The sequence below is a fragment of the Micromonospora sp. NPDC048063 genome (assembly GCF_043202855.1).
In the GTDB taxonomy this organism is placed as follows: Bacteria; Actinomycetota; Actinomycetes; order Mycobacteriales; family Micromonosporaceae; genus Micromonospora.
Map to the genome: position 1 here is coordinate 171279 of NZ_JBIDBG010000012.1, position 17806 is coordinate 189084.

Below are 17806 nucleotides of genomic sequence, written 5' to 3' on the forward strand. Positions count from 1 at the left end.
GCCTGGGTCGGCGGCGTGGCGCGGGCCGTGTCTGCCTGGGCCGGTGTCCCGGTGCGGGCCGGCCGCGTCGGTTCCGCCACGGTCAACCCCCGATCGCGGACATCGGCCGGGCCGGCTGGAGGAAGGTCGGGTCGTCGATGTCGTGCCCGGCCCGCTTGCCCCACATCGCCGTGCGCCAGCGCCGGGCCAGCTCGTCGTCGTCCGCCCCGGCCCGCAGCGCGCCGCGCAGGTCGGCCTCCTCCGTGGCGAAGAGGCAGGTGCGGACCTGTCCGTCGGCGGTGAGCCGGGTGCGGTCGCAGTCACCGCAGAACGGCCGGGTGACGCTGGCGATCACGCCGACCCGCGCGGGGCCGCCGTCGACCAGCCAGGTCTCGGCCGGCGCCGCGCCGCGTTCCGTGGGGTCGGGGGTCAGGGCGAACTCCCGGCGCAGCGAGGCGAGGATCTCGTCGGCGGTGACCATGGTGGCGCGGTCCCAGCCGTGCTGGGCGTCCAACGGCATCTGCTCGATGAACCGCAGCTCGTAGCCGTGCGTCAGGGCGAAGCGGAGCAGCGCCGGCACCTCGTCGTCGTTGATTCCGCGCATCAGCACCGCGTTGACCTTGACCGGCGTCAGCCCGGCGGCGGTGGCTCCGGCGAGCCCGGCCAGCACGTCGGGGAGGCGCCGGCGCCGGGTGAGCCGGGCGAACCGCTCCGGCTCCAGGGTGTCCAGCGAGACGTTCACCCGGTCCAGCCCGGCGGCGCGCAGCGCGGGGGCGAGCCGGTCCAGCCCGATGCCGTTGGTGGTCAGGGAGATCCGGGGACGCGGCTCCAGCGCCGCCACGGCGGCCACGATGCCGACCAGCCCGGGCCGGATCAGCGGCTCCCCGCCGGTGAACCGCACCTCGGTCACCCCGAGCCGCCGCACCGCGACCCCGACCAACCGGACGATCTCGTCGTCGTCGAGCAGTTGCGGGCCCGCCAGCCAGGGCAGCCCGTCGGCCGGCATGCAGTAGGTGCAGCGCAGGTTGCACTTGTCGGTCAGCGACACGCGTAGGTCCCGGGCGACGCGGCCGTACCGGTCGACGAGGACGCCATCGGTCGGTGGGGCGGCGTTCACCCGTCGACGGTAGCGCGCACCAGCGCCGACCGGGCGGTGCGGGCGACCCCATCGCGGTACGCCCCGCCGAACAGGGCGGTGTGCACCAGCATCAGGTGGAGCTGGTGCAGCGGCACCCGCTCCCGCCACCCGTCGGCCGGCGGCCACGCCTCCGCGTACGCGGCGAGGATCCGGTCCAGGTGGGGCGCGCCGCCGAAGAGCGCCAACTGCGCCAGGTCGGTCTCCCGGTGCCCGCCGTGCGCCGCCGGGTCCACCAGCCAGGCCCGGTCGTCGGCCCCCCAGAGCACGTTGCCCGGCCAGAGGTCGCCGTGGATGCGGGCCGGCGGCTCGTCCCCGCCGAACTCGCCGATCCGGTCGACGACCTCCTCGACCAGCCCGGCCTCCGCGCCGGTCAGCGCGCCGCCGTCCACCGAGCGGCGCAGGTAGGGGACCAGCCGACGCTCGGCGAACCAGCGCGACCACGGGCCGTCGTCCGGCGTGTTGTCCTGCGGGAGGGCCCCGATGAACCCGGCCCACTCGGCCCCGAAGGCCGGCGCGCCGGCCCGGTGCAGCCCCGCCAGCTCCCGGCCGAACCGTTCGGCCGCCTCGGGCGTCGGCTCGCCGGGCTCGACCCAGTCGAGTGCCAGCAGCTCCGGCAGCGCCACGACCACGTCCGGTACGGCGACCGCGCCCGCCTCGCGTAGCCAGCGCAGGCCGGCCGCCTCGGCGGCGAAGAAGCCCTCGGGCACGGGCCTTCCGGCGGTCTCCGGCCAGGTCTTGGCGAAGACGGAGTGGCCGTCGTCCAGGGTCAACCGGGAGGCGGCGCAGATGTCGCCGCCGGAGACGGGCGTCTCCCGGATCCGCTGGTGGGTCAGGAAGGTCGGCAGGTGCTCCGGATGCGCCCGCAGGTACGCCAGATCCATGACGGCAACGTAGCCGCTTCACCCTCACCGCGCGTCGTTCGCGCCACAGGTTCCCCGGTGAGCTGCGGCGATACTCTCCGTGTCTGTGGATAACCCGTGTGTCGTCCACAGGGTCAGCCGGCCGGTGCGCCCGCGCCGCAGGCTGCGGGCATGACCTCGACCGACCGCCCCCGGCTCGCCGTCCGTTCCCCCGCCGACCTCATCGCCGCCGTGCCGTACCTGCTCGGCTTCCACCCGGCCGACAGCGTGGTAGTGGTCGCCATGCGGGGCCGCCGGATCACCTTCGCCGCCCGCGCCGACCTGCCCGACCTGGCAGACCCGCACGATCCGGCCCGGCACCTCGCCGGCGTCATCGCCCGGCAGGGCGCCGAGACCGCCACGGTCCTGGGTTACGGCCCGGCCGCCCGGGTCACCCCGGCCGTCGACGCCGTGCGCGCCGCGCTGGCCGTGGCCGGGCTGCCCGTGCTCGACGCCCTCCGCGTCACCGAGGGCCGCTACTGGTCGTACGTCTGCACGGAGCCGGAGTGCTGCCCGCCGGAGGGCACCCGCTTCGACGCCGGGGCCAGCGAGGTCAGCGCGGCGGCCGTCTTCGCCGGCCAGGTCGCCCTGCCCGACCGGGCCGCCCTCGTCGCGCAGGTCGCCCCGGTCGACGGCCCGGGCCGGGTGGCGATGCGCCGGGCCGCCGTCCGCGCCGAGCGGCGCCTGGCGGCCCTGCTCGACAAGACGCCCCCGGCGGAGCTGCGCGACGGGCGGGCGGTCCGGGCCGCCGGGGTGGCGGCGGTACGCGGCGCGTTGCGCCGGCACCGGCGGGGGCAGCGGCTCGGCGACGACGAGGTGGCCTGGCTGAGCCTGCTGCTGACCCACGTCACCGTCCGCGACCACGCGTGGGAGCGCACGGACGGGCGGGACGAGGACATCGCGCTCTGGACCGACGTGCTGCGCCGGGCCGAGCCGGAGCTGATCGCCGCGCCGGCGGCGCTGCTGGCGTTCGCGGCCTGGCGGGCGGGGCAGGGGGCACTGGCGGCGGTGGCCCTGGAACGGGGCCTGGCCGAGCACCCCGACCACTCGCTGGCGCTGCTCCTCGACGACCTGCTCCGCCGGGGCGTGCCGCCGTCCGCGTTGGACGGCTGGCCGGCGGTCGCGGTGCCCGGCGTGCTACGCCGCAGGCGCACCCGCCGGGGGCCCCGCTGATCCGCCGCCGGGCCGACGCATGGCGGCCCGGGTCATCCCCGGGCAGGAAGCCGCCGGCCCAGCCAGGAGAGCAGGATCTGCTCGTACTGCGGGCTGACTCCGGCCAGGTCGTCGGCCTCGTCCAGGGTGGGCGCGTGGTCGCAGCCGGTCAGCCGGGCGACAGCCAGCTCGGCGGCGCGGGCGGCCCGGCGCCACACCGCCAGACTCTCCTCGATCGGTATCCAGGCGTCGGTCTCGCCGTAGCAGAGCAGCACCGGGCAGGACAGCTCCGCGAAGACCGGCTCCGGGTCGAAGTCCATGTCGGCCCAGGCACCCGGCTCCGGCACTTCACGCGGCAGGAACACCAGCGGAAACCAGGGCCGCTCGACGGCCGCGTCCAGCTCCGCCTGGGCGACCGACCGGGGCAGCCCGCCGCGCAGGTACGTCTCTGCGACCCGACGCAGCCGGCTCAGGTGGGCGAGGTCGGCGTCGCCGTACCCGTGGCGGCAAAGCTGCTCGGCGGTGGCGTACCGCATCTGCCGGGCGGGGCTGACGCCGCTGCACCCGACGAGCACGAGGAAGTCGACCCGGTGCCGGCTGGCGGTCAACGCGGCTGCCCAAGCCCCCTGGCTGAACCCCCACAGCCCGACGGGGGCGTCGCCGACCTGCCGGCGCAGCACGTCGAGGGCTGCCGCCGCGTCGTCGGCCTGGGCGGTCAGCGGCACGTCGTGACCGTCGACCCGGGGGCGCCGGTCGTAGCGCAGCACCGCGATGCCGGCCGGCGGCAGCAGCCGGGCCAGGTGCTCGTAGAGGAAGTGGGACCGCGTGCCGGCATGGGAGCCGTGCAGCACGGCGAGCGCTCCCCGGGCCGGCCCGGCCGGAAGGTCCAGGATGGCCGGAAGCTGCTGCTCGCCGACGCCCAGCTCCATGCCGGGCAGTCAACCACGGACCGGCCGCGTCCGTCTCGCCCGTCGTGCCCGCTGTTCGGGGCGGGGTGGACGGCGGTGGGCCCCGGAGCGGCAGCCTGCCGGCAGGGCGTCGTGCGGCCGGCCACCGCACCGTTTCGTTCCGGCGACGACGGTCGCGGTTCGCGCCGTGCGGAGATGCGGGGGCGGTCAGGCCCGTTCGGCGACCCGAGCGACGAATGCGCGCCACGCCGCTGGCCCGAAGGTGAGGGCCGGGCCGGCCGGGTCCTTCGAGTCGCGTACGGCGACGACGCCAGGAAGGTTGTCGGCGACCTCGACGCAGTTGCCGCCGTTCGAGCTGCTGCGGGTGGCCTTGCGCCACCGCGCGCCGGTCAGGTCAGCCATGATCTTGCCTCTAGGAAGTCGATGGATTGGTTTCGCGGGAGCGCGACCGATCTCACGGTATCCCACACGGCCCACAGCGGAGCAACGTCATTAGTGATGCGTCCAGTTGCCTGATCATCCAGGTAGCCGACATCCTCGCCGTCCCTCGTCGTGGCAATCACGAACGGCCCCGCCTGGCCTGGGTGGAGGCCCGCGTCCAGCGGAAGGACATGCACCATGACGTTAGGCCGTTCGGCCATCGCTGCCAGGTGGTCGAGCTGCGGCACCATGACTGCCGGCGCGCCTCGGCGCAACGCTGCCTCATCGATCACGAAGACCGCCAGGGGCGGCCGGGGCCGCTCAAACACCGCAGCCTGCCGCCGTAGCCGCGTCTCGACGTAGCCGTCTGCGTCGGCTATCAGGGGGCCACTCGCGAGCACCGCGCGGGCATAGGCCTCGGTCTGAAGTAGTCCGGGAATGACGGTCGACTCATAGCACCGCAGCCCAGCCGCTTCGCGCTCGATGTCCGTCCATGGCTGGAACCATGCCGGCTCGCGGCGCTTCAGTGCGTCCGGCCAAAGCTCCTCTATGTCCTTGTTCAGGATTTCGGCGACCCGGGCACGGTGACGGGTCTGCGGAATTCGTCCCTGGCTCACCCACCGCGCCGCCGTCTTCGGGTCAACGCCGACTTGAGCTGCAAGGCTCTCGGCAGTCTCACCGGCCTTCGCCATCGCTACCTGTACCGCCCGGTTCATCCCGATCCCTCACTCGAACGTCCCGAATGATTCCGGTACAGACTGCTACGCGGTGTCACTGTCTGGCAACCCTCGGCAAGGTGCCTTGTAGGCGGCGCGAGCCGGTGGAGGCACCCGAAGCCCGCCGGTCGTGCCGGCGAGGGGGCCGCCGCCGGGCGAGCATCCGTGGCGGCCCCCTCCTCCAGCCGACGGACGAAGGGAAAGACGGTGAGCCCGCGAGAGATCACCTCCGGCGACGTTCTGTGCCTGACCCGATCCGCGAGCCCTCAGTTCGTCCGCCCGATCACCGTGCGGGTGATCCGTGTCCTGACCGACTGGCACACGTACCACGGATGGTGCTGGATCGACGTCTACGAGCTGAACGCGCGCGGCGACGCCGTGGACCGGCGCTCGCTGTACGTGCGGTGCGAGGGAGTGCGTTGGCGTACGCCGCCGCCCCCGGCCGCTGCCCCGGCCCGCCGCCCGATCTCCCGCGTGCGGGTGACGGCGTGAGTCGGCGGCGCCCCGAGCATCTGCCCACCCGGCCCACCTGGCGCTGCGCGGCCTGTGGGATCGCCTGGCCGTGTTCCGCCGCGAAGTTGCGGCTGCTCGCCGAGTACCGGACGGACCGGGCGGCCCTGCTGGTTCACCTGGCTACCCTCCAGGCGGAGGCGGGCGAACAGCTCGCGGCGTCGGACCGCGCCCCGGCACCGGGCGACCTGGCCGAGCGCTTCACCGGGTGGGCGCGGGCCCGCGGGTAGCCGGTACGCGGGTGGTCTCATGGACGGGGCAGCTCGACAGCGTTCCACCACCCACCCCAGACAGGGGCATCCGTCGAAGGATGTAGCGGACGTGCGTCCCGCGGGCCGACTCGACCGGTCCCGGGCCGCCCGACATCGCCGGCCTCCTGTTGGCTTGGGCCGCCGCCGCCCGGTGGGAACTGCTCGGCACATGGATCAGGCGGTGATCCGGCGGGGGTGGGCGTAGACGTTCATGGTCCGGTCGCGCAGGAAGCCCACCAGGGTCAGCCCGGCCTCCTCGGCCAGGTCCGCCGCCAGGCTGCTCGGCGCGGAGACCGCCGCGAGCAGCGGCACGCCGGCCATCCACGCCTTCTGGGTCAGCTCGAAGCTCGCCCGCCCGGAGACCAGCAGCACGTGCCCGGCCAGCGGCAGCCGCCGCTCGCGGACCGCCCAACCGATCACCTTGTCGACCGCGTTGTGCCGGCCGACGTCCTCGCGCAGCACGACCAGCTCGCCGTCCGCCGTGAACAGCGCCGCCGCGTGCAGCCCGCCGGTGCGGTCGAAACCGCGCTGCGCCGCCCGCAGCCGGTCCGGCAGCTCGGCCAGGACCGCCGCCGGCACAGTCAGCGGGTCGTCACCCACCGCGAAGACGGACCGGGTACGCACGGCGTCGATGCTCGCCTTGCCGCACACCCCGCAGGAGCTGGTGGTGTAGAAGTTCCGGGCCGGGTCGGTGGCCGGCTCGGGCACGCCGGGCGCGAGCACCACGTCCACCACGTTGTACGTGTTGGGCGTCTCCGCGCCGGCGCAGAGCTGCGCGGTGTGCACGTCGTCGGCGGCACGGATCAGCCCCTCGGTGAGCAGGAAGCCGATTGCCAGGTCCAGATCCTCGCCGGGCGTACGCATGGTCACCGCGAGCGGCCGTCGCCGGCCGGGGCCCGCCGCGCCGACCCGGATCTCCAGCGGCTCCTCCACGGCGAGAGCGTCCTGCCGGCGTAGCGAGGTGCGGCCGGTGTCCGCCGCGTCGAGGTCGATGCGGAGCACGCCGCGTCGGTGAGTCGCCCGTCCCATCCCGCCATCCTGCACCCCGTGCCCGGGCCGCCGTGCGGCTACCGTGGCCGGGTGGACGCGTACGCGGCGGTGGTGCTGGCCGGCGGGGCCGCCCGCCGGATGGGCGGCGTGGACAAGCCCGCCCGGGTGGTCGGCGGCCGGCCCATGCGGGACCGGGTGCTGGCCGCCGTCGCCGACGCCGCCCCGCGCATCGTGGTCGGCCCGCGCGGGCCGGTGCCCGCCGGGGTGCGGGTGACCCGGGAGGAGCCGCCGGGCGGGGGCCCCGTCGCCGCCGCCGCGGCCGGGCTGGCCCTGCTCGACCCCGGTACGCCGGTGGTCGCCCTGCTCGCCGCCGACCTGCCCCTGCTCACCCGTGCCGCCGTCGGCGGGCTGCTCGACCGGCTCGACGCCGATCACGACGGCGCCTGCTACGTCGACCAGGACGGGCGGCGGCAGACGCTCTGCGGGGTGTGGCGGGTGGTCCCGCTGCGCGCCGCCCTGGACCGCCTCGCCGCCGAGCGGGCCGCCACCGAGCCGGCCACCGCCCCTGAGCCGGCCACCGCCCCTGAGCCGGCCACCCGTGCCGGGCGGGGCGGCGCCCCGCCGCTCGCCGGTGCGCCGATCCGGGCGCTGCTGGCCGGGCTGCGGGTCCGCGACGTGCCGTGGACCGGTGCCGGCCCGCCGCCCTGGTTCGACTGCGACACTGACGAGGACGTACGCCGGGCGGAGGAGTGGGCGCGATGACGGTGATGGACGACTGGGTGACGGCGGCCTGTGCCGAGCTGGGTCTCGACCCCGCCCAGGTGCCGGTGCCGGCCGTGCTGGACCTGGCCAAGGACGTGGCGCACCAGGTGCTGCGGCCGGGCGCGCCCGTCACCGCGTACCTCCTCGGGCTGGCGGTCGGCCGGGGCGCGGACCCGGCGGGCGCCTCGGCCCGGCTCACCGCGCTGGCCGCCTCGTGGCCGGTCGAACTGGGCGCCGAACGCCCCGGCGAGGGCCCCGCCTGAGGTCGTTGTCCGATCACTGTCGGGCTGATTCGTCCCCCCGGTTGCGTGGGTAGGGTGACCTGGACGGACGGAGGCGATCATGACGGCAGACCACCCCTCGGCGCCGAACGGTGACCCGCCCGGCACCCTGCCGGCACACCACGAGCCGATCCTGCTCGACGAGCCCACCACGGCCGACCTGCGGGCGAAGGTGACCCAGGCGTGGCGGGAGTTCGCGCGGGCGTTGGCCGAGCGGCTGGCGGCGCTGCCGACGGGCACGCACGTCGAGCTGACGCTCGACCCCACCGCCTCCGGCACCGGCGACGCGGTCTACTCCGTCAGTGTCGACGTCGGCGAGGAGGGCCGGCTGGCGGCCCGCGCGGTCGGCAACGCCACCCTGCCGCAGGGCTACCGGCTGGACCGGGCCGCGGTGGCGGACATGATCGCCCTCGGCTGGTCGCCGCCCGGCGTGGTGGCGGGCTCCGGCGAGCACTTCGGGCTGGACGGCAACACCGCCGACGCCACCCGGCTGGCGGCCCTGATCACCCGGACGCTGCGCGACGTCTACGGCGCCCCGCACCCCGCCTTCCTCGTCTACCTGATCCACGACGCCGAGGGGGAGCCGCTGCCGGTGGAGCCGCTGGGCACCGCGCGCAGCGAGTTCGGCCCGGACCGCGACGTGGAGGCCGACCTGGACGAGGCGCTCGCCGCGGCGACCGCCGCCCAGGCCCCGGAGAGCGACGTGGCCGCGCTCGCCGAGCGGGTCCGCACGGTCGTCTCGACCATGCTCAAGTCGGACTCGGACCGGTTGCAGGTCGACTCCGATGGTGACATCAACATCCGCGCCGGCTCGGCGATGGTCTTCGTCCGGGTCCGCGACAACCCGCCGCTGGTGGACGTCTTCTCCCCGGTGCTCACCGAGGTCGAGCCCACCGAGCGGCTCTACGTGAAGCTCTCCGAGCTGACCAACCGGATGCCCATCGGCCGGCTCTACTGCGCCGACGACACCGTGTGGGCGTCCATCCCGGTCTTCGGCCGCAACTTCCAGGCCACCCACCTGATGCTCGCCGTGCAGGTGATGACGGGGCTCGCGGACGAGCTGGACGACCGGCTGCACGGCGAGTTCGGTGGCAAGCGCTTCTTCGGCGAGGGCGACAAGGCGGTCAGGCGCGACCAGGGTGAGCACCGCACCGGCATGTACCTCTGACAGTGAGCATCCTCGGCTGAGACGGGTGGGGCCCGGAAACCCCGAGAAACCGGGCCCCACCCGCCGGGGAGGGTGAATCAGGTCACAGGGAGCCAGTCGAGGCTCCGGGCGGTGGTCGGATCGGTGGCCCGCAGGCCCGCGTCGGAGACGGTCCAGAGCACGTCACCCACCAGCAACGACCGGGTCACCGCGCCCGCCCCGCCGGGGTGGGACACCGTGCCGACCTCGCCGATGTCGCTCCCGGAGACCCGCAGCAGGCGTACGTCGTCGCCGACCGGGAGGGCGACCAGGCCGGTCTCCGGGCGGTGCAGGAAGGCGTGCGAGTCGTACTCCAGCGCGGAGTACTGCCCGGGCACGTGCCACTGGTCGAGCCGGGCGGGCCGGGCCGGGTCGCGGACGTCGAACAGGGAGACCTGGAGCCCCTGCGTCCGCCCCCGTCGGTCGGCCTCCTGGCCCACGCCGAGCAGCCGCCCGTCCGGCAGCGGATGCAGGTACGCCGAGTACCCGGTGATCTTCAGCTCGCCGGTGACCCGGGGCGCGGTCGGGTCGGTCAGGTCGACCGCGTAGAGCGGGTCGGTCCGCCGGAACGTGACCACGTACGCGGAGCCGCCGAGGTAGCGCACGGAGAAGATCCGCTCGCCCGGGCCGAGGCCGGTGACCGCGCCGACCCGGGTCAGCGCGTCGCCGTCCCGGCGCAGCACGTGCACGCCGGACTCGGAGCCTGGGCGGGCGCCCCAGGGATCGCCGGTGGTGGTGGCGACCCGCAGGTGCCCCTGCCACTCGGAGAGGGCGTACTGGTTGACGAGCGACCCCGGCACGGTGCCGGCGGCGAGGTAGCGGGGACGGCCTGGCGCGCCGGTGTCGAACTGGTAGATCTCGGTGACCTGTGCGCCCGCCGGCCGGTCCCAGCGCGGTCCGGCGGGCCGACCCGTGACCGGGCGTTTGCCCGCGAGGTAGAGGTTCGGGCCGGTGCCGTAGACCGTGGTCGCGTCGGCGGCGACGCTGACCGGGTCGCCGTCGCCGAGCCGGTCGGCGGCCAGGTCGAAGCTCAGCACCGTCAACATCGACGTGCCGGACCAGGTGGGCGGGCTGCTCAGCCGGTCGCAGCCGACCCGCCCGGTGTGCCGCTGGGCGCCGGCCGTCCACTCGTACGCCGGCAGCCACGCCTCCACCCCGGCCTGGTCGATGACCGCCCGGTTCGCCGCCGTCCGCGCCGCGTCGGTGCCGCGCTTCGCGTACGGGAACTCCAGCCGGGGCCGGGTGCGGACGACGACCCGCGCGGTGGACCCGGTCTGCCGGGCGTCGACCAGGCTCCCGTCCATGCGGTAGGTGCCGAGCACCCGCGGCGGGCCCGCGAGGTCGACCAGGATCAGCCGCGGTACGCCGGCGATCCGCGACCCGGCGAACTCCCTGGCCCCGCCGGCGCCCACCTGGGCCAGCACCAGCGCCCGGTCGCCGTGCAGCAGCAGGCTCTGCTGCCCCCACTTCAGCTCCGGCAGCGCCCCGGTGAGGTCGACCCGCCCGGTCTCCCGCCGGGCGGCCGGGTCGACCACCCGCAGCAGCCCCCGGCTGACCGTGACGATCCGCCGGCCGTCGGTCTTGACCAGGTCGGGCTCGTCCGCGCCGGCCTCGTGGTTGTTGGTGGTGGAGTGCTCGGGGGCGGCCGCCGCCTCCGCCCGCGCGGCGTCCGGGACCGCGCTGAGGGCGACCCCCGTGCGCCAGCCGCCGCCGAATCCCCACGGGCCGACGGACGCGCGGGCGGCGGCCCGCAGCCCGGCCAGCGCGTCGGCGCAGGAGTCGAAGGAGACCAGCACCGGCGCGGCCGGCAGGTGCCGTGGCGGCGGATCGCCGGGCAGCGGCGGAATCGCGCTCCCGCCGAGCAGGGTGAGGGCGGCCAGCGTGCCGGCCGCCAGGATGTGTGCTCCCCGTCTCATGGCCGGTTCGACGCGGCCGCGCGGCGCGTGGTTCCGACCCGCCCGGACCTTCCGCGCCGCTTTCCGCCGCGCCCCGGGCCCGTCGGCTCGGCGCGGTCAGCCGCCGGAGGGCCCGACGCCGGGGGACTCGACCAGTCGGGAGAGCACGATCGTGCTGCGGGTGGAGGTCACGAAGGGCTCGGCCCGCAGCCGCTCCAGCGCCGCCTCCAGGTGCGCGATGTCGGCGGCCCGCAGGTGGACGAGCGCGTCGGCCTCGCCGGAGACCGTGTACGCGCCGACCACCTCCGGGTGCCGGCGGGTGGCGACCCCGATCTGGGCCGGCGTGGTCCGGCCCGCGCAGAACAGCTCGACGAAGGCCTCGGTGGTCCAGCCGACGGCGGCCGGGTCGACGACCGCCGTGAAACCCCGGATCACCCCGGCCGCCCGCAGCCGGTCCACCCGTCTCTTGACCGCCGGGGCGGAGAGTGACACCCGTTGTCCGATGTCCGCGTACGAGGCGCGGGCGTCCGCGACGAGCAACGCAATGATCCGCTGGTCTACGGCATCTATCTGCAACGTTCCGCCTCTGGGAAGCAATGGTTGTGGCTGTTACCAAAGTTCAACGGTACCTACCCTTGGTCACCGTGAACCAGCAGCGAGTCCCGCGAAAGCGGACATATCTCATGTGCTCGCCGGAGCACTTCGCGGTCGAGTACGCGATCAACCCGTGGATGGACGTCAGCACCCCGGTCGACCCGGAGCTGGCGGTCAAGCAGTGGGACCGGCTGCGGGAGACCCTGGTCGGCCTCGGCCACGAGGTGCACCTGCTCACGCCCGAGCGGGGCCTGCCCGACATGGTCTTCGCGGCCAACGGCGCGTTCGTGGTCGACGGCATCGTCTACGGCGCGCAGTTCAAGCACGAGCAGCGGGCCGCCGAGGCCGCCGCGCACCGGGCGTTCTACGAGTCGCAGGGCTGGCGGTTCATCGCGCCGAGCGAGACGAACGAGGGCGAGGGCGACTTCGCGTACCTGCCCGAGGCGCACGGCGGGCTGGTCCTCGCCGGGCACGGCTTCCGCACCGAGCTGCCGGCCCACGCCGAGGCGCAGGAGGCGCTCGGCCGCCCGGTGGTGTCGCTGCGCCTGGTCGACCCGCGCTTCTACCACCTGGACGTGGCGCTGGCGTCGATCGACGACGAGAACATCGTCTACTACCCGGGCGCCTTCTCGGCGGCCAGCCAGAAGGTGCTCGCCCAGCTCTTCCCCGACGCGGTGGTCGCGGACGACGAGGACGCGCTGGCCTTCGGCCTGAACCTGGTCAGCGACGGGCTCAACGTGGTGCTCAACAGCGCGGCGACCCGGCTGGCCGGGAAGCTGAAGGCGGCCGGCTACCACCCGGTCCCCGTCGAACTGGCCGAGCTGAAGAAGGGCGGCGGCAGCGTGAAGTGCTGCATCGCCGAGCTGCGCCACTGAGCCGAGCCGCGCGAGGCGTACGACGAGGGGGGCCGGCCTCCCGGGTGGGGAGGCCGGCCCCCCTCGCGTGTGGTGCGGGGCGCTCAGCCGAGCGTGGCCAGCTCCGTGACCAGCACGTTCGACAGCACCTGGCCGTCGAGCTGCACCTCGCGCAGGTACCACTTCTGCTGCGGCGTGCGCGGCTGGTTGAACTGCCACACCCCGCGCGGGCTGTCGATCTGGCCGATCTTGCCGAGCGCCAGGTTGACCTGCTGCGGGTTGGGCGTCACGCCGGCGATCCGGATGGCCTGGTCGAGCACCTGTGCCGCGTCGTACGAGGCCATGGCGTAGGTGGTGGGCGAGGTGCCGTGCTTCTTGCGGTACGCGGAGGCGAACCGCCGGTTGGCGTTGTTGTTCAGGTCGGCCGAGTAGTTGAGGGCGGTCTGGATGCCCGTCGCATCCTCGGCCTTCACGCTCTCCAGGACCGTGCCCTCGGTGAGGAAGCCCGGGGCGTAGACCCTGCCGGTGAAGCCCTCGATGCGGAGCTGCTTGATGAACTCGACCGCCGCCGGCCCGGCGTAGAAGCAGAACACGGCGTCGGGCTTGCGGCTCAGCGCCGTGCGGATGTCGGCCCGGTACGCGGACTTCGACGGGTTGGTGAAGACGCCCGTCCAGGTCACCGGGTCCTTGATGCGCGGGTCGGACTCGCCGAACTCCTGCTTGAAGCCCCGCACCACGTCCTGGCCGCCGGCGTTCTCCGGCGCGACGATCGCCAGCCGCGCCGAGGATCCCAACTGCTCCCGCAGGTAGCGCCCCAGTGCCCGGCCCGCCTCGTCCAGCACGTACGACGTCCGCCAGATGTAGACGACGCTCTGGAGGCTGGTCGGCGAGGCGTTGGAGCCGATCAGCGGCACCCGGGCCTGCTCGACGGTGTCCCGGATGCCGAACATGACGTTCGAGTCGACCACGCCGGTGAGGGCGAGCACGCCCTGCTTCAGCAGCCCCTCGACGGCGGCCTTGCCGGTCTTCACGCTCTCGCCCTCGTCGGCGGTGAGCAGGGTGACCGGGTGCCCGCCCAGGCCGTTTCCGTTGAGGTCGAGGAAGAGTTGGAAGCCGTTGGTGATCTCGTCGCCGATCGCCTTGAGACCTCCACTGGTGGGCGCGATGAGGCCGATCTTGATCGGGCTTCCGTCGTCGGCCGCTTCGCCCTCGGCCGTGTCGGTGCCGCAGCCGGCGGCGAGGCCCGCCGTTCCGAGCGCGGCCAGCAGTTGGAGTGCCCGCCTGCGGTTCATCTGCGACACCGGGTTCCTTCCAGGGAGCGTTGCAGGGCGGATCGCGCCCCCTCGGCGTTCTACCGGGTCAGCGACGCTCCGTCAATGCTTAGCGACCTTCCAGCAGAGATCGAAGAGCAGCCGTGACCTCCGGCCATGCCGTCGACTCCGGATCGATGAGCCCGAAATGTTCGCATTCTGGCAGCTCAACGAGGCCGATGTCGCCACCTGCCGCCCGGTCGGCCGCGACGAACTCGCGACTCATCGCCACCGGCACCTGCTCGTCCAGCGCACCATGCACGACTACTGTCCGTAGCGGAATGGGCACCAGCGACCGTGGATCGGCGGCGGCGTACCGGTCGGGGAGGTCGGCCGGGCCGCCGCCCAGCAGGTCGGCCACCGCCCCGGAGTCCAGATCCAGCCGGTACGCCTCGGCGAGGTCCGACACCGGGGCCAGGGCCAGCACGCCCCCGACGGCGGCCGGGGCGGTCGCCGCCACGTACAACGCCAGGTGCCCGCCGGCGGAGTGGCCCACCAGGACCGGCGGCCCGGCGGCGACCCGCCCGGGCAACGCCTCGGCCGCCAGCCGGGGCAGCTCCGTCACGCCGGTCAGCACATCGGTCAGTGTCCCGGGCCAGCCGCCGCCCGGCTGCCCCGTCCTGCGGTACTCCACCTGGGCCACCGGGTGGCCGAGCGCGGCCAGCGCGGCGGCCAGCGGGTCGGTGTGCCGCCGGTCGTACTCGGCCCGCCAGAAGCCGCCGTGCACCACCACGACCAGCGGCCGGGCCGGACCGGACCCGGCGGGTCGGCGCAGGTCGGCGACCTGGTCCGGGTGGTCGCCGTAGGAGACGGCGGCGTCCGGGGCCGGGGCGGGGCGGCTGAGCACGGCGCGCGGGTCGGCGGGCATGGCGCGACCGTAGCGCGGATCACCCGCCGATCCGGCGTCGGGGATCGGTCCCCGGGCGCGGTGTGCCGTGCGGCTGGGTAAAGATGGACCCCATGACCGAAGCGCACTCCGCTGGACAGAACGACGAGCCGGGCCAGGACGGCACCGGTCACTCCGGAACGGTGGTGGTGGTCGGCCCGGACGGGCGGCCGGTCGGCACCGTGCAGACCGACGAGGCCGCCGGCGAGGACCCCACCCGACTGGTCGAGCAGCCGGCCAAGGTGATGCGGATCGGCAGCATGATCAAGCAGCTGCTGGAGGAGGTCAAGGCCGCCCCGCTCGACGACGCCAGCCGGCACCGGATGCGGGAGATCCACGAGCGGTCGATCGTCGAGCTCAAGGAGGGGCTCGCCCCCGAGCTGCGGGACGAGCTGGAGCGGATCTCCCTGCCCTTCACCGAGGAGAAGGCGCCCAGTGAGAGCGAGCTGCGCATCGCGCACGCCCAGCTCGTCGGCTGGCTGGAGGGCCTCTTCCACGGCATCCAGGCGGCCCTGGTCGCCCAGCAGATGGCCGCCCGGGTCCAGCTCGAACAGATGCGTTCGGGCCGGCAGGCGCTGCCCAGCGGCCCCGGCGGCGTGATGCCGGGCATGCCGGGCATGGGCCAGCCGCAGGGTGGCGAGGGGCACAGCACCGGCCAGTACCTCTGAGCGTGACGGCCGGCCGGGCCACGGCCGGCCGTCAGCCCACCCCGAAGACCTTCTCCAGGTACGCCGCCACGCCGTCCGCCGAGTTCGCCGAGGTCACCTCGTCGGCGACCGCCAGGACGGCGCGGTGCGCGTTCGCCACCGCCACCCCCCGCCCGGCCCAGGTCAGCATCGGCACGTCGTTGGGCATGTCGCCGAAGGCGAGCACGTCCCGGGCGTCGATCCCGAGCCGGGCGCAGTACCACGCCAGCCCGGCCGCCTTGGTCACGCCCGCGGCGGAGATCTCCACCAGCCCCGAGTACGACGAGTGGGTCGCCTCGGCCAGCCCCTCCAGCGCCCCGGCGACCAGCGCGACGAAGGCGTCCGGGTCCTGGTCGGCGGCCCGGGCCAGCAGCTTCACCGCCGGCGCCGACAGCAGCTCCTCCGGGGTCTCGACCGCCCGGATCGCCTCGTGGTCGGCGTCCCAGCGCAGCGGGTAGTGCGCCTCGTGCCGCATCTGCCGGCTGTCGACGATCTCCACGGCGAAGCTGATGTCGGGCACCTCGGCGCGTAGCCGCCGGGCCACCTCGGCGAGCAGTTCCGGCGCGAGCGGGTCGGCCCGGAGCACCTCGTCGGCGGCCGAGTCGTAGACCACCGCGCCGTTGGCGCAGATCGCCGGCAGCGGCTCGGCGAGCTGGTCGTACACGAGCTTCAGCCAGCGGATCGGACGGCCGGTGACCAGCACGACCGGCGTGCCCCGCGCGGAGATCCGCGCCAGCACGTCGGCGGTGTGCGGGCTGAGGGTGCGGTCGTCCCGTAGCAGGGTGCCGTCGATGTCGGTGGCGATCAGCCGAGGTGCTTCTCCCATCAGCGGGACAGTAGCCGATCGAGGTACACCGCCACCCCGTCGTCGTCGTTGCGCAGCGTCACCTCGTCGGCGGCGGCGCGGACCGTCGGGTGGGCGTTGGAGACCGCCACCCGGGCCCAGCCGGCCCACGCGAACATCGGCAGGTCGTTGGGCATGTCGCCGAAGACCAGCACCTCGGCCGGGTCGACGCCGAGCCGCTGCGCCACGACGGCCAGCCCGGTGGACTTGTCCACCCCCGGCGGGCAGATCTCCACGAAGCCCAGCCCCGCCTGGGTGAGCGTGGCGACCTCCGGCGGGACGACCTCCCGGGCGACGGCGAGCAGCTCGTCGACGTGGTGGTCGGCGGTCCGGACGAACGCCTTGATCACGTCGCAGGAGAGGCACTCGGCGCGGCTGCGCGCCTCGAACGCGTCCTGGTAGGGCCAGCTCGGGTGGTAGTCGCCCCAGAGCGGCGCGTCGTGCTCGTCCGACGCCTCGACCATCACCGTCAGCGGCCCCACCGCCACCTCCAGGTCGGCGAGCAGCGTGGCCAGCACCTCGGCGGGGAGGCGCTCGTCGCGCAGCACCACCGGCCCGGCCGGGTCGCTCTGGTCGACCACGCGACCGCCGCCCGCCATCACCAGGAAGTCGGCGGCGCGGATGTCGTTGCGGGTGAGCTCGGCCAGCCGGGGACCGCGGCCGGTCGCGCCGACCACCGGGATCCCGGCGGCACGCACCCGGTCCAGCACCCCGTGGGTGTACGCGGAGACGGTCTCGTCGCTGCGGACGAGCGTCCCGTCGAGATCGGTGGCGATCAGCTTGGGCAGGCCCGGGCGGGTCATCGTTCCTCCTTTGCCCGCCGCCGCCGCAACCAGCCGTTTCGGTCGTCGATGCCTCGACCCTGAGTGACGGCGGGCAGCAACCGTACCTCGCGCGGCAGGTACCGACCATTGCCTTTGGGCGAAGTCGGTGCCAACGGACGACGGCCCGCGGGTGTCCCCGTCCCGGTCCGGCGGGGCGGCCGTACGGTGGGCGGATGGGAGAGCGGGACTGGCCGGTGGCGGAGATCATCGGCACGGAGCGGCTGCTGCTGGAGCCCCTCCGTGTCGACCACGCCGAGGAACTTGCCCCGCTCCTCGACGACCCGACCCTGCACGAGTACACGGGCGGCAGCCCGGCGAACCCCGAGCAGCTGCGGGAGCGCTACCGCCGGCAGGCGGTCGGGCGGTCCCCGGACGGCGGGGAGGGCTGGCTCAACTGGGTCGTGCGGCACCGGGACACCGGCGACGCGGTCGGGACCGTGCAGGCCACCGTGCGGCTCGACGGCGACCGGCCGGTCGCCGAGCTGGCCTGGGTGGTCGTGGCACCGCGGCAGGGCCGCGGCTACGCCGGCGAGGCCGCGGCCGGCATGGTCGGCTGGCTGGCGGAGCAGGGCATCGCGGCGCTCGTCGCGCACGTGCACCCCGACCACCGGGCCTCCGCCCGGGTGGCCGAGCGGCTCGGCCTGCGCGCCACCGACGAACTGGTCGACGGCGAGGTCCGCTGGGCCGCCCCCTGAGCGGGCCGGGTGCCGGAGCGCGCCGG

Annotated in this window: 21 protein-coding genes; 9 read left to right on the plus strand and 12 right to left on the minus strand. The window is 74.8% G+C overall.

The genetic code is table 11. The annotated features are described in order from the left end of the window. Positions 1-82: 82 nt before the first annotated feature. Positions 83-1096 (minus strand): GTP 3',8-cyclase MoaA, encoded by a 1014-nt coding sequence (gene moaA, locus ACGFZ2_RS25920; protein ID WP_393457723.1) that lies wholly within the window; start codon positions 1094-1096, stop codon positions 83-85. Beyond that, positions 1093-1998: a fructosamine kinase family protein gene (locus ACGFZ2_RS25925; protein WP_393457726.1), complete on the minus strand. Its 906-nt coding sequence runs from the start codon at positions 1996-1998 to the stop codon at positions 1093-1095. Before ACGFZ2_RS25925 ends, moaA begins: the two co-directional genes overlap by 4 nt. Before the next feature lie 150 nt (positions 1999-2148). Between ACGFZ2_RS25925 and ACGFZ2_RS25930 the strand changes: the two genes are divergently transcribed. Beyond that, positions 2149-3189, plus strand: a complete 1041-nt coding sequence (locus ACGFZ2_RS25930) for a DUF4192 domain-containing protein (protein WP_393259465.1) — start codon at positions 2149-2151, stop codon at positions 3187-3189. A 32-nt stretch (positions 3190-3221) separates the two neighbouring features. Here ACGFZ2_RS25930 and ACGFZ2_RS25935 read toward each other — a convergent pair whose 3' ends face one another. The 3 genes from ACGFZ2_RS25935 to ACGFZ2_RS25945 all read right to left on the minus strand — a co-directional run bounded on the left by ACGFZ2_RS25935 (position 3222) and on the right by ACGFZ2_RS25945 (position 5212). Continuing rightward, positions 3222-4097 (minus strand): alpha/beta hydrolase, encoded by an 876-nt coding sequence (locus ACGFZ2_RS25935; RefSeq protein WP_393457729.1) that lies wholly within the window; start codon positions 4095-4097, stop codon positions 3222-3224. Between the two features lie 186 nt (positions 4098-4283). Further along, a complete protein-coding gene (locus tag ACGFZ2_RS25940) occupies positions 4284-4478 on the minus strand; it encodes a DUF397 domain-containing protein (RefSeq protein WP_350702536.1) in 195 nt (64 codons plus the stop codon). Continuing rightward, on the minus strand, positions 4466-5212 hold the full coding sequence (locus tag ACGFZ2_RS25945) for a helix-turn-helix transcriptional regulator (RefSeq protein WP_357450398.1): 747 nt from the start codon (positions 5210-5212) through the stop codon (positions 4466-4468). The genes ACGFZ2_RS25940 and ACGFZ2_RS25945 overlap by 13 nt, the downstream gene beginning before the upstream one ends. A 207-nt stretch (positions 5213-5419) precedes the next feature. Here ACGFZ2_RS25945 and ACGFZ2_RS25950 point away from each other — a divergent pair, with 207 nt between their 5' ends. Together ACGFZ2_RS25950 and ACGFZ2_RS25955 are read left to right on the plus strand one after the other, a co-directional pair. Continuing rightward, positions 5420-5704, plus strand: a complete 285-nt coding sequence (locus ACGFZ2_RS25950) for a hypothetical protein (RefSeq protein WP_393259461.1) — start codon at positions 5420-5422, stop codon at positions 5702-5704. Continuing rightward, on the plus strand, positions 5701-5952 hold the full coding sequence (locus tag ACGFZ2_RS25955) for a flavin reductase (protein WP_393259459.1): 252 nt from the start codon (positions 5701-5703) through the stop codon (positions 5950-5952). The genes ACGFZ2_RS25950 and ACGFZ2_RS25955 overlap by 4 nt, the downstream gene beginning before the upstream one ends. A 195-nt stretch (positions 5953-6147) precedes the next feature. Here the strand turns inward: ACGFZ2_RS25955 and fdhD are convergent, their stop codons facing one another. Continuing rightward, positions 6148-7002 carry a formate dehydrogenase accessory sulfurtransferase FdhD gene (fdhD, locus tag ACGFZ2_RS25960; RefSeq protein WP_393457732.1) on the minus strand — a complete coding sequence of 285 codons (855 nt, stop codon included), beginning with the start codon at positions 7000-7002 and terminating at the stop codon, positions 6148-6150. Between fdhD and ACGFZ2_RS25965 the strand changes: the two genes are divergently transcribed. The 3 genes from ACGFZ2_RS25965 (at position 6985) to ACGFZ2_RS25975 (ending at position 9174) form a co-directional block, all read left to right on the plus strand. Beyond that, positions 6985-7725, plus strand: coding sequence for a molybdenum cofactor guanylyltransferase (locus tag ACGFZ2_RS25965; protein WP_393457735.1), 741 nt, complete (start codon positions 6985-6987; stop codon positions 7723-7725). The genes fdhD and ACGFZ2_RS25965 overlap by 18 nt on opposite strands. Then, positions 7722-7988 carry a DUF6457 domain-containing protein gene (locus ACGFZ2_RS25970; protein ID WP_393259454.1) on the plus strand — a complete coding sequence of 89 codons (267 nt, stop codon included), beginning with the start codon at positions 7722-7724 and terminating at the stop codon, positions 7986-7988. The genes ACGFZ2_RS25965 and ACGFZ2_RS25970 overlap by 4 nt, the downstream gene beginning before the upstream one ends. Before the next feature lie 79 nt (positions 7989-8067). Beyond that, positions 8068-9174, plus strand: a complete 1107-nt coding sequence (locus ACGFZ2_RS25975) for a hypothetical protein (RefSeq protein WP_393259452.1) — start codon at positions 8068-8070, stop codon at positions 9172-9174. A 77-nt stretch (positions 9175-9251) separates the two neighbouring features. Here the strand turns inward: ACGFZ2_RS25975 and ACGFZ2_RS25980 are convergent, their stop codons facing one another. Then, positions 9252-11108 (minus strand): beta-propeller domain-containing protein, encoded by a 1857-nt coding sequence (locus ACGFZ2_RS25980; RefSeq protein ID WP_393457738.1) that lies wholly within the window; start codon positions 11106-11108, stop codon positions 9252-9254. 96 nt (positions 11109-11204) lie between these two features. Beyond that, positions 11205-11663: an Lrp/AsnC family transcriptional regulator gene (locus ACGFZ2_RS25985; RefSeq protein ID WP_350702553.1), complete on the minus strand. Its 459-nt coding sequence runs from the start codon at positions 11661-11663 to the stop codon at positions 11205-11207. Positions 11664-11722: 59 nt separating this feature from the next. Between ACGFZ2_RS25985 and ddaH the strand changes: the two genes are divergently transcribed. Then, positions 11723-12556 (plus strand): dimethylargininase, encoded by an 834-nt coding sequence (ddaH, locus tag ACGFZ2_RS25990; protein WP_393259448.1) that lies wholly within the window; start codon positions 11723-11725, stop codon positions 12554-12556. 83 nt (positions 12557-12639) lie between these two features. On the opposite strand, the gene ACGFZ2_RS25995 is transcribed toward ddaH, so the two are convergent. Beyond that, positions 12640-13836, minus strand: coding sequence for an ABC transporter substrate-binding protein (locus ACGFZ2_RS25995; protein WP_393457741.1), 1197 nt, complete (start codon positions 13834-13836; stop codon positions 12640-12642). 79 nt (positions 13837-13915) lie between these two features. Continuing rightward, entirely contained in the window at positions 13916-14713 is a 798-nt protein-coding gene (locus ACGFZ2_RS26000) for an alpha/beta hydrolase family protein (protein WP_393457744.1), read from the minus strand. An 83-nt stretch (positions 14714-14796) separates the two neighbouring features. On the opposite strand from ACGFZ2_RS26000, the gene ACGFZ2_RS26005 reads away from it, so the two are divergent. After that, positions 14797-15399: a bacterial proteasome activator family protein gene (locus tag ACGFZ2_RS26005; protein WP_357697925.1), complete on the plus strand. Its 603-nt coding sequence runs from the start codon at positions 14797-14799 to the stop codon at positions 15397-15399. 31 nt (positions 15400-15430) lie between these two features. On the opposite strand, the gene ACGFZ2_RS26010 is transcribed toward ACGFZ2_RS26005, so the two are convergent. Together ACGFZ2_RS26010 and ACGFZ2_RS26015 are read right to left on the minus strand one after the other, a co-directional pair. Further along, complete coding sequence (locus ACGFZ2_RS26010) at positions 15431-16243, minus strand: HAD family hydrolase (protein ID WP_393457747.1); 813 nt, start codon at positions 16241-16243, stop codon at positions 15431-15433. Continuing rightward, positions 16243-17064, minus strand: a complete 822-nt coding sequence (locus ACGFZ2_RS26015; RefSeq protein ID WP_350678411.1) for an HAD family hydrolase — start codon at positions 17062-17064, stop codon at positions 16243-16245. The genes ACGFZ2_RS26010 and ACGFZ2_RS26015 overlap by 1 nt, the downstream gene beginning before the upstream one ends. Before the next feature lie 194 nt (positions 17065-17258). On the opposite strand from ACGFZ2_RS26015, the gene ACGFZ2_RS26020 reads away from it, so the two are divergent. Further along, complete coding sequence (locus ACGFZ2_RS26020; protein WP_393457750.1) at positions 17259-17780, plus strand: GNAT family N-acetyltransferase; 522 nt, start codon at positions 17259-17261, stop codon at positions 17778-17780. Positions 17781-17806: the final 26 nt, after the last annotated feature.

What these genes read in the sequence shown, in the direction of transcription:
- fdhD (WP_393457732.1), bottom strand. Translation starts at nt 7,002, where the DNA reads ATGGGACGGGCGACTCACCGACGCGGCGTGCTCCGCATCGACCTCGAC.
- ACGFZ2_RS25975 (WP_393259452.1), top strand. Translation starts at nt 8,068, where the DNA reads ATGACGGCAGACCACCCCTCGGCGCCGAACGGTGACCCGCCCGGCACC.
- ACGFZ2_RS25930 (WP_393259465.1), top strand. Translation starts at nt 2,149, where the DNA reads ATGACCTCGACCGACCGCCCCCGGCTCGCCGTCCGTTCCCCCGCCGAC.
- ACGFZ2_RS26020 (WP_393457750.1), top strand. Translation starts at nt 17,259, where the DNA reads ATGGGAGAGCGGGACTGGCCGGTGGCGGAGATCATCGGCACGGAGCGG.
- ACGFZ2_RS25935 (WP_393457729.1), bottom strand. Translation starts at nt 4,097, where the DNA reads ATGGAGCTGGGCGTCGGCGAGCAGCAGCTTCCGGCCATCCTGGACCTT.
- ACGFZ2_RS26000 (WP_393457744.1), bottom strand. Translation starts at nt 14,713, where the DNA reads ATGCCCGCCGACCCGCGCGCCGTGCTCAGCCGCCCCGCCCCGGCCCCG.
- ACGFZ2_RS25940 (WP_350702536.1), bottom strand. Translation starts at nt 4,478, where the DNA reads ATGGCTGACCTGACCGGCGCGCGGTGGCGCAAGGCCACCCGCAGCAGC.
- ACGFZ2_RS25925 (WP_393457726.1), bottom strand. Translation starts at nt 1,998, where the DNA reads ATGGATCTGGCGTACCTGCGGGCGCATCCGGAGCACCTGCCGACCTTC.
- ACGFZ2_RS25945 (WP_357450398.1), bottom strand. Translation starts at nt 5,212, where the DNA reads ATGAACCGGGCGGTACAGGTAGCGATGGCGAAGGCCGGTGAGACTGCC.
- ACGFZ2_RS25970 (WP_393259454.1), top strand. Translation starts at nt 7,722, where the DNA reads ATGACGGTGATGGACGACTGGGTGACGGCGGCCTGTGCCGAGCTGGGT.
- ACGFZ2_RS25980 (WP_393457738.1), bottom strand. Translation starts at nt 11,108, where the DNA reads ATGAGACGGGGAGCACACATCCTGGCGGCCGGCACGCTGGCCGCCCTC.
- ACGFZ2_RS26005 (WP_357697925.1), top strand. Translation starts at nt 14,797, where the DNA reads ATGGACCCCATGACCGAAGCGCACTCCGCTGGACAGAACGACGAGCCG.
- ACGFZ2_RS26010 (WP_393457747.1), bottom strand. Translation starts at nt 16,243, where the DNA reads ATGGGAGAAGCACCTCGGCTGATCGCCACCGACATCGACGGCACCCTG.
- ACGFZ2_RS26015 (WP_350678411.1), bottom strand. Translation starts at nt 17,064, where the DNA reads ATGACCCGCCCGGGCCTGCCCAAGCTGATCGCCACCGATCTCGACGGG.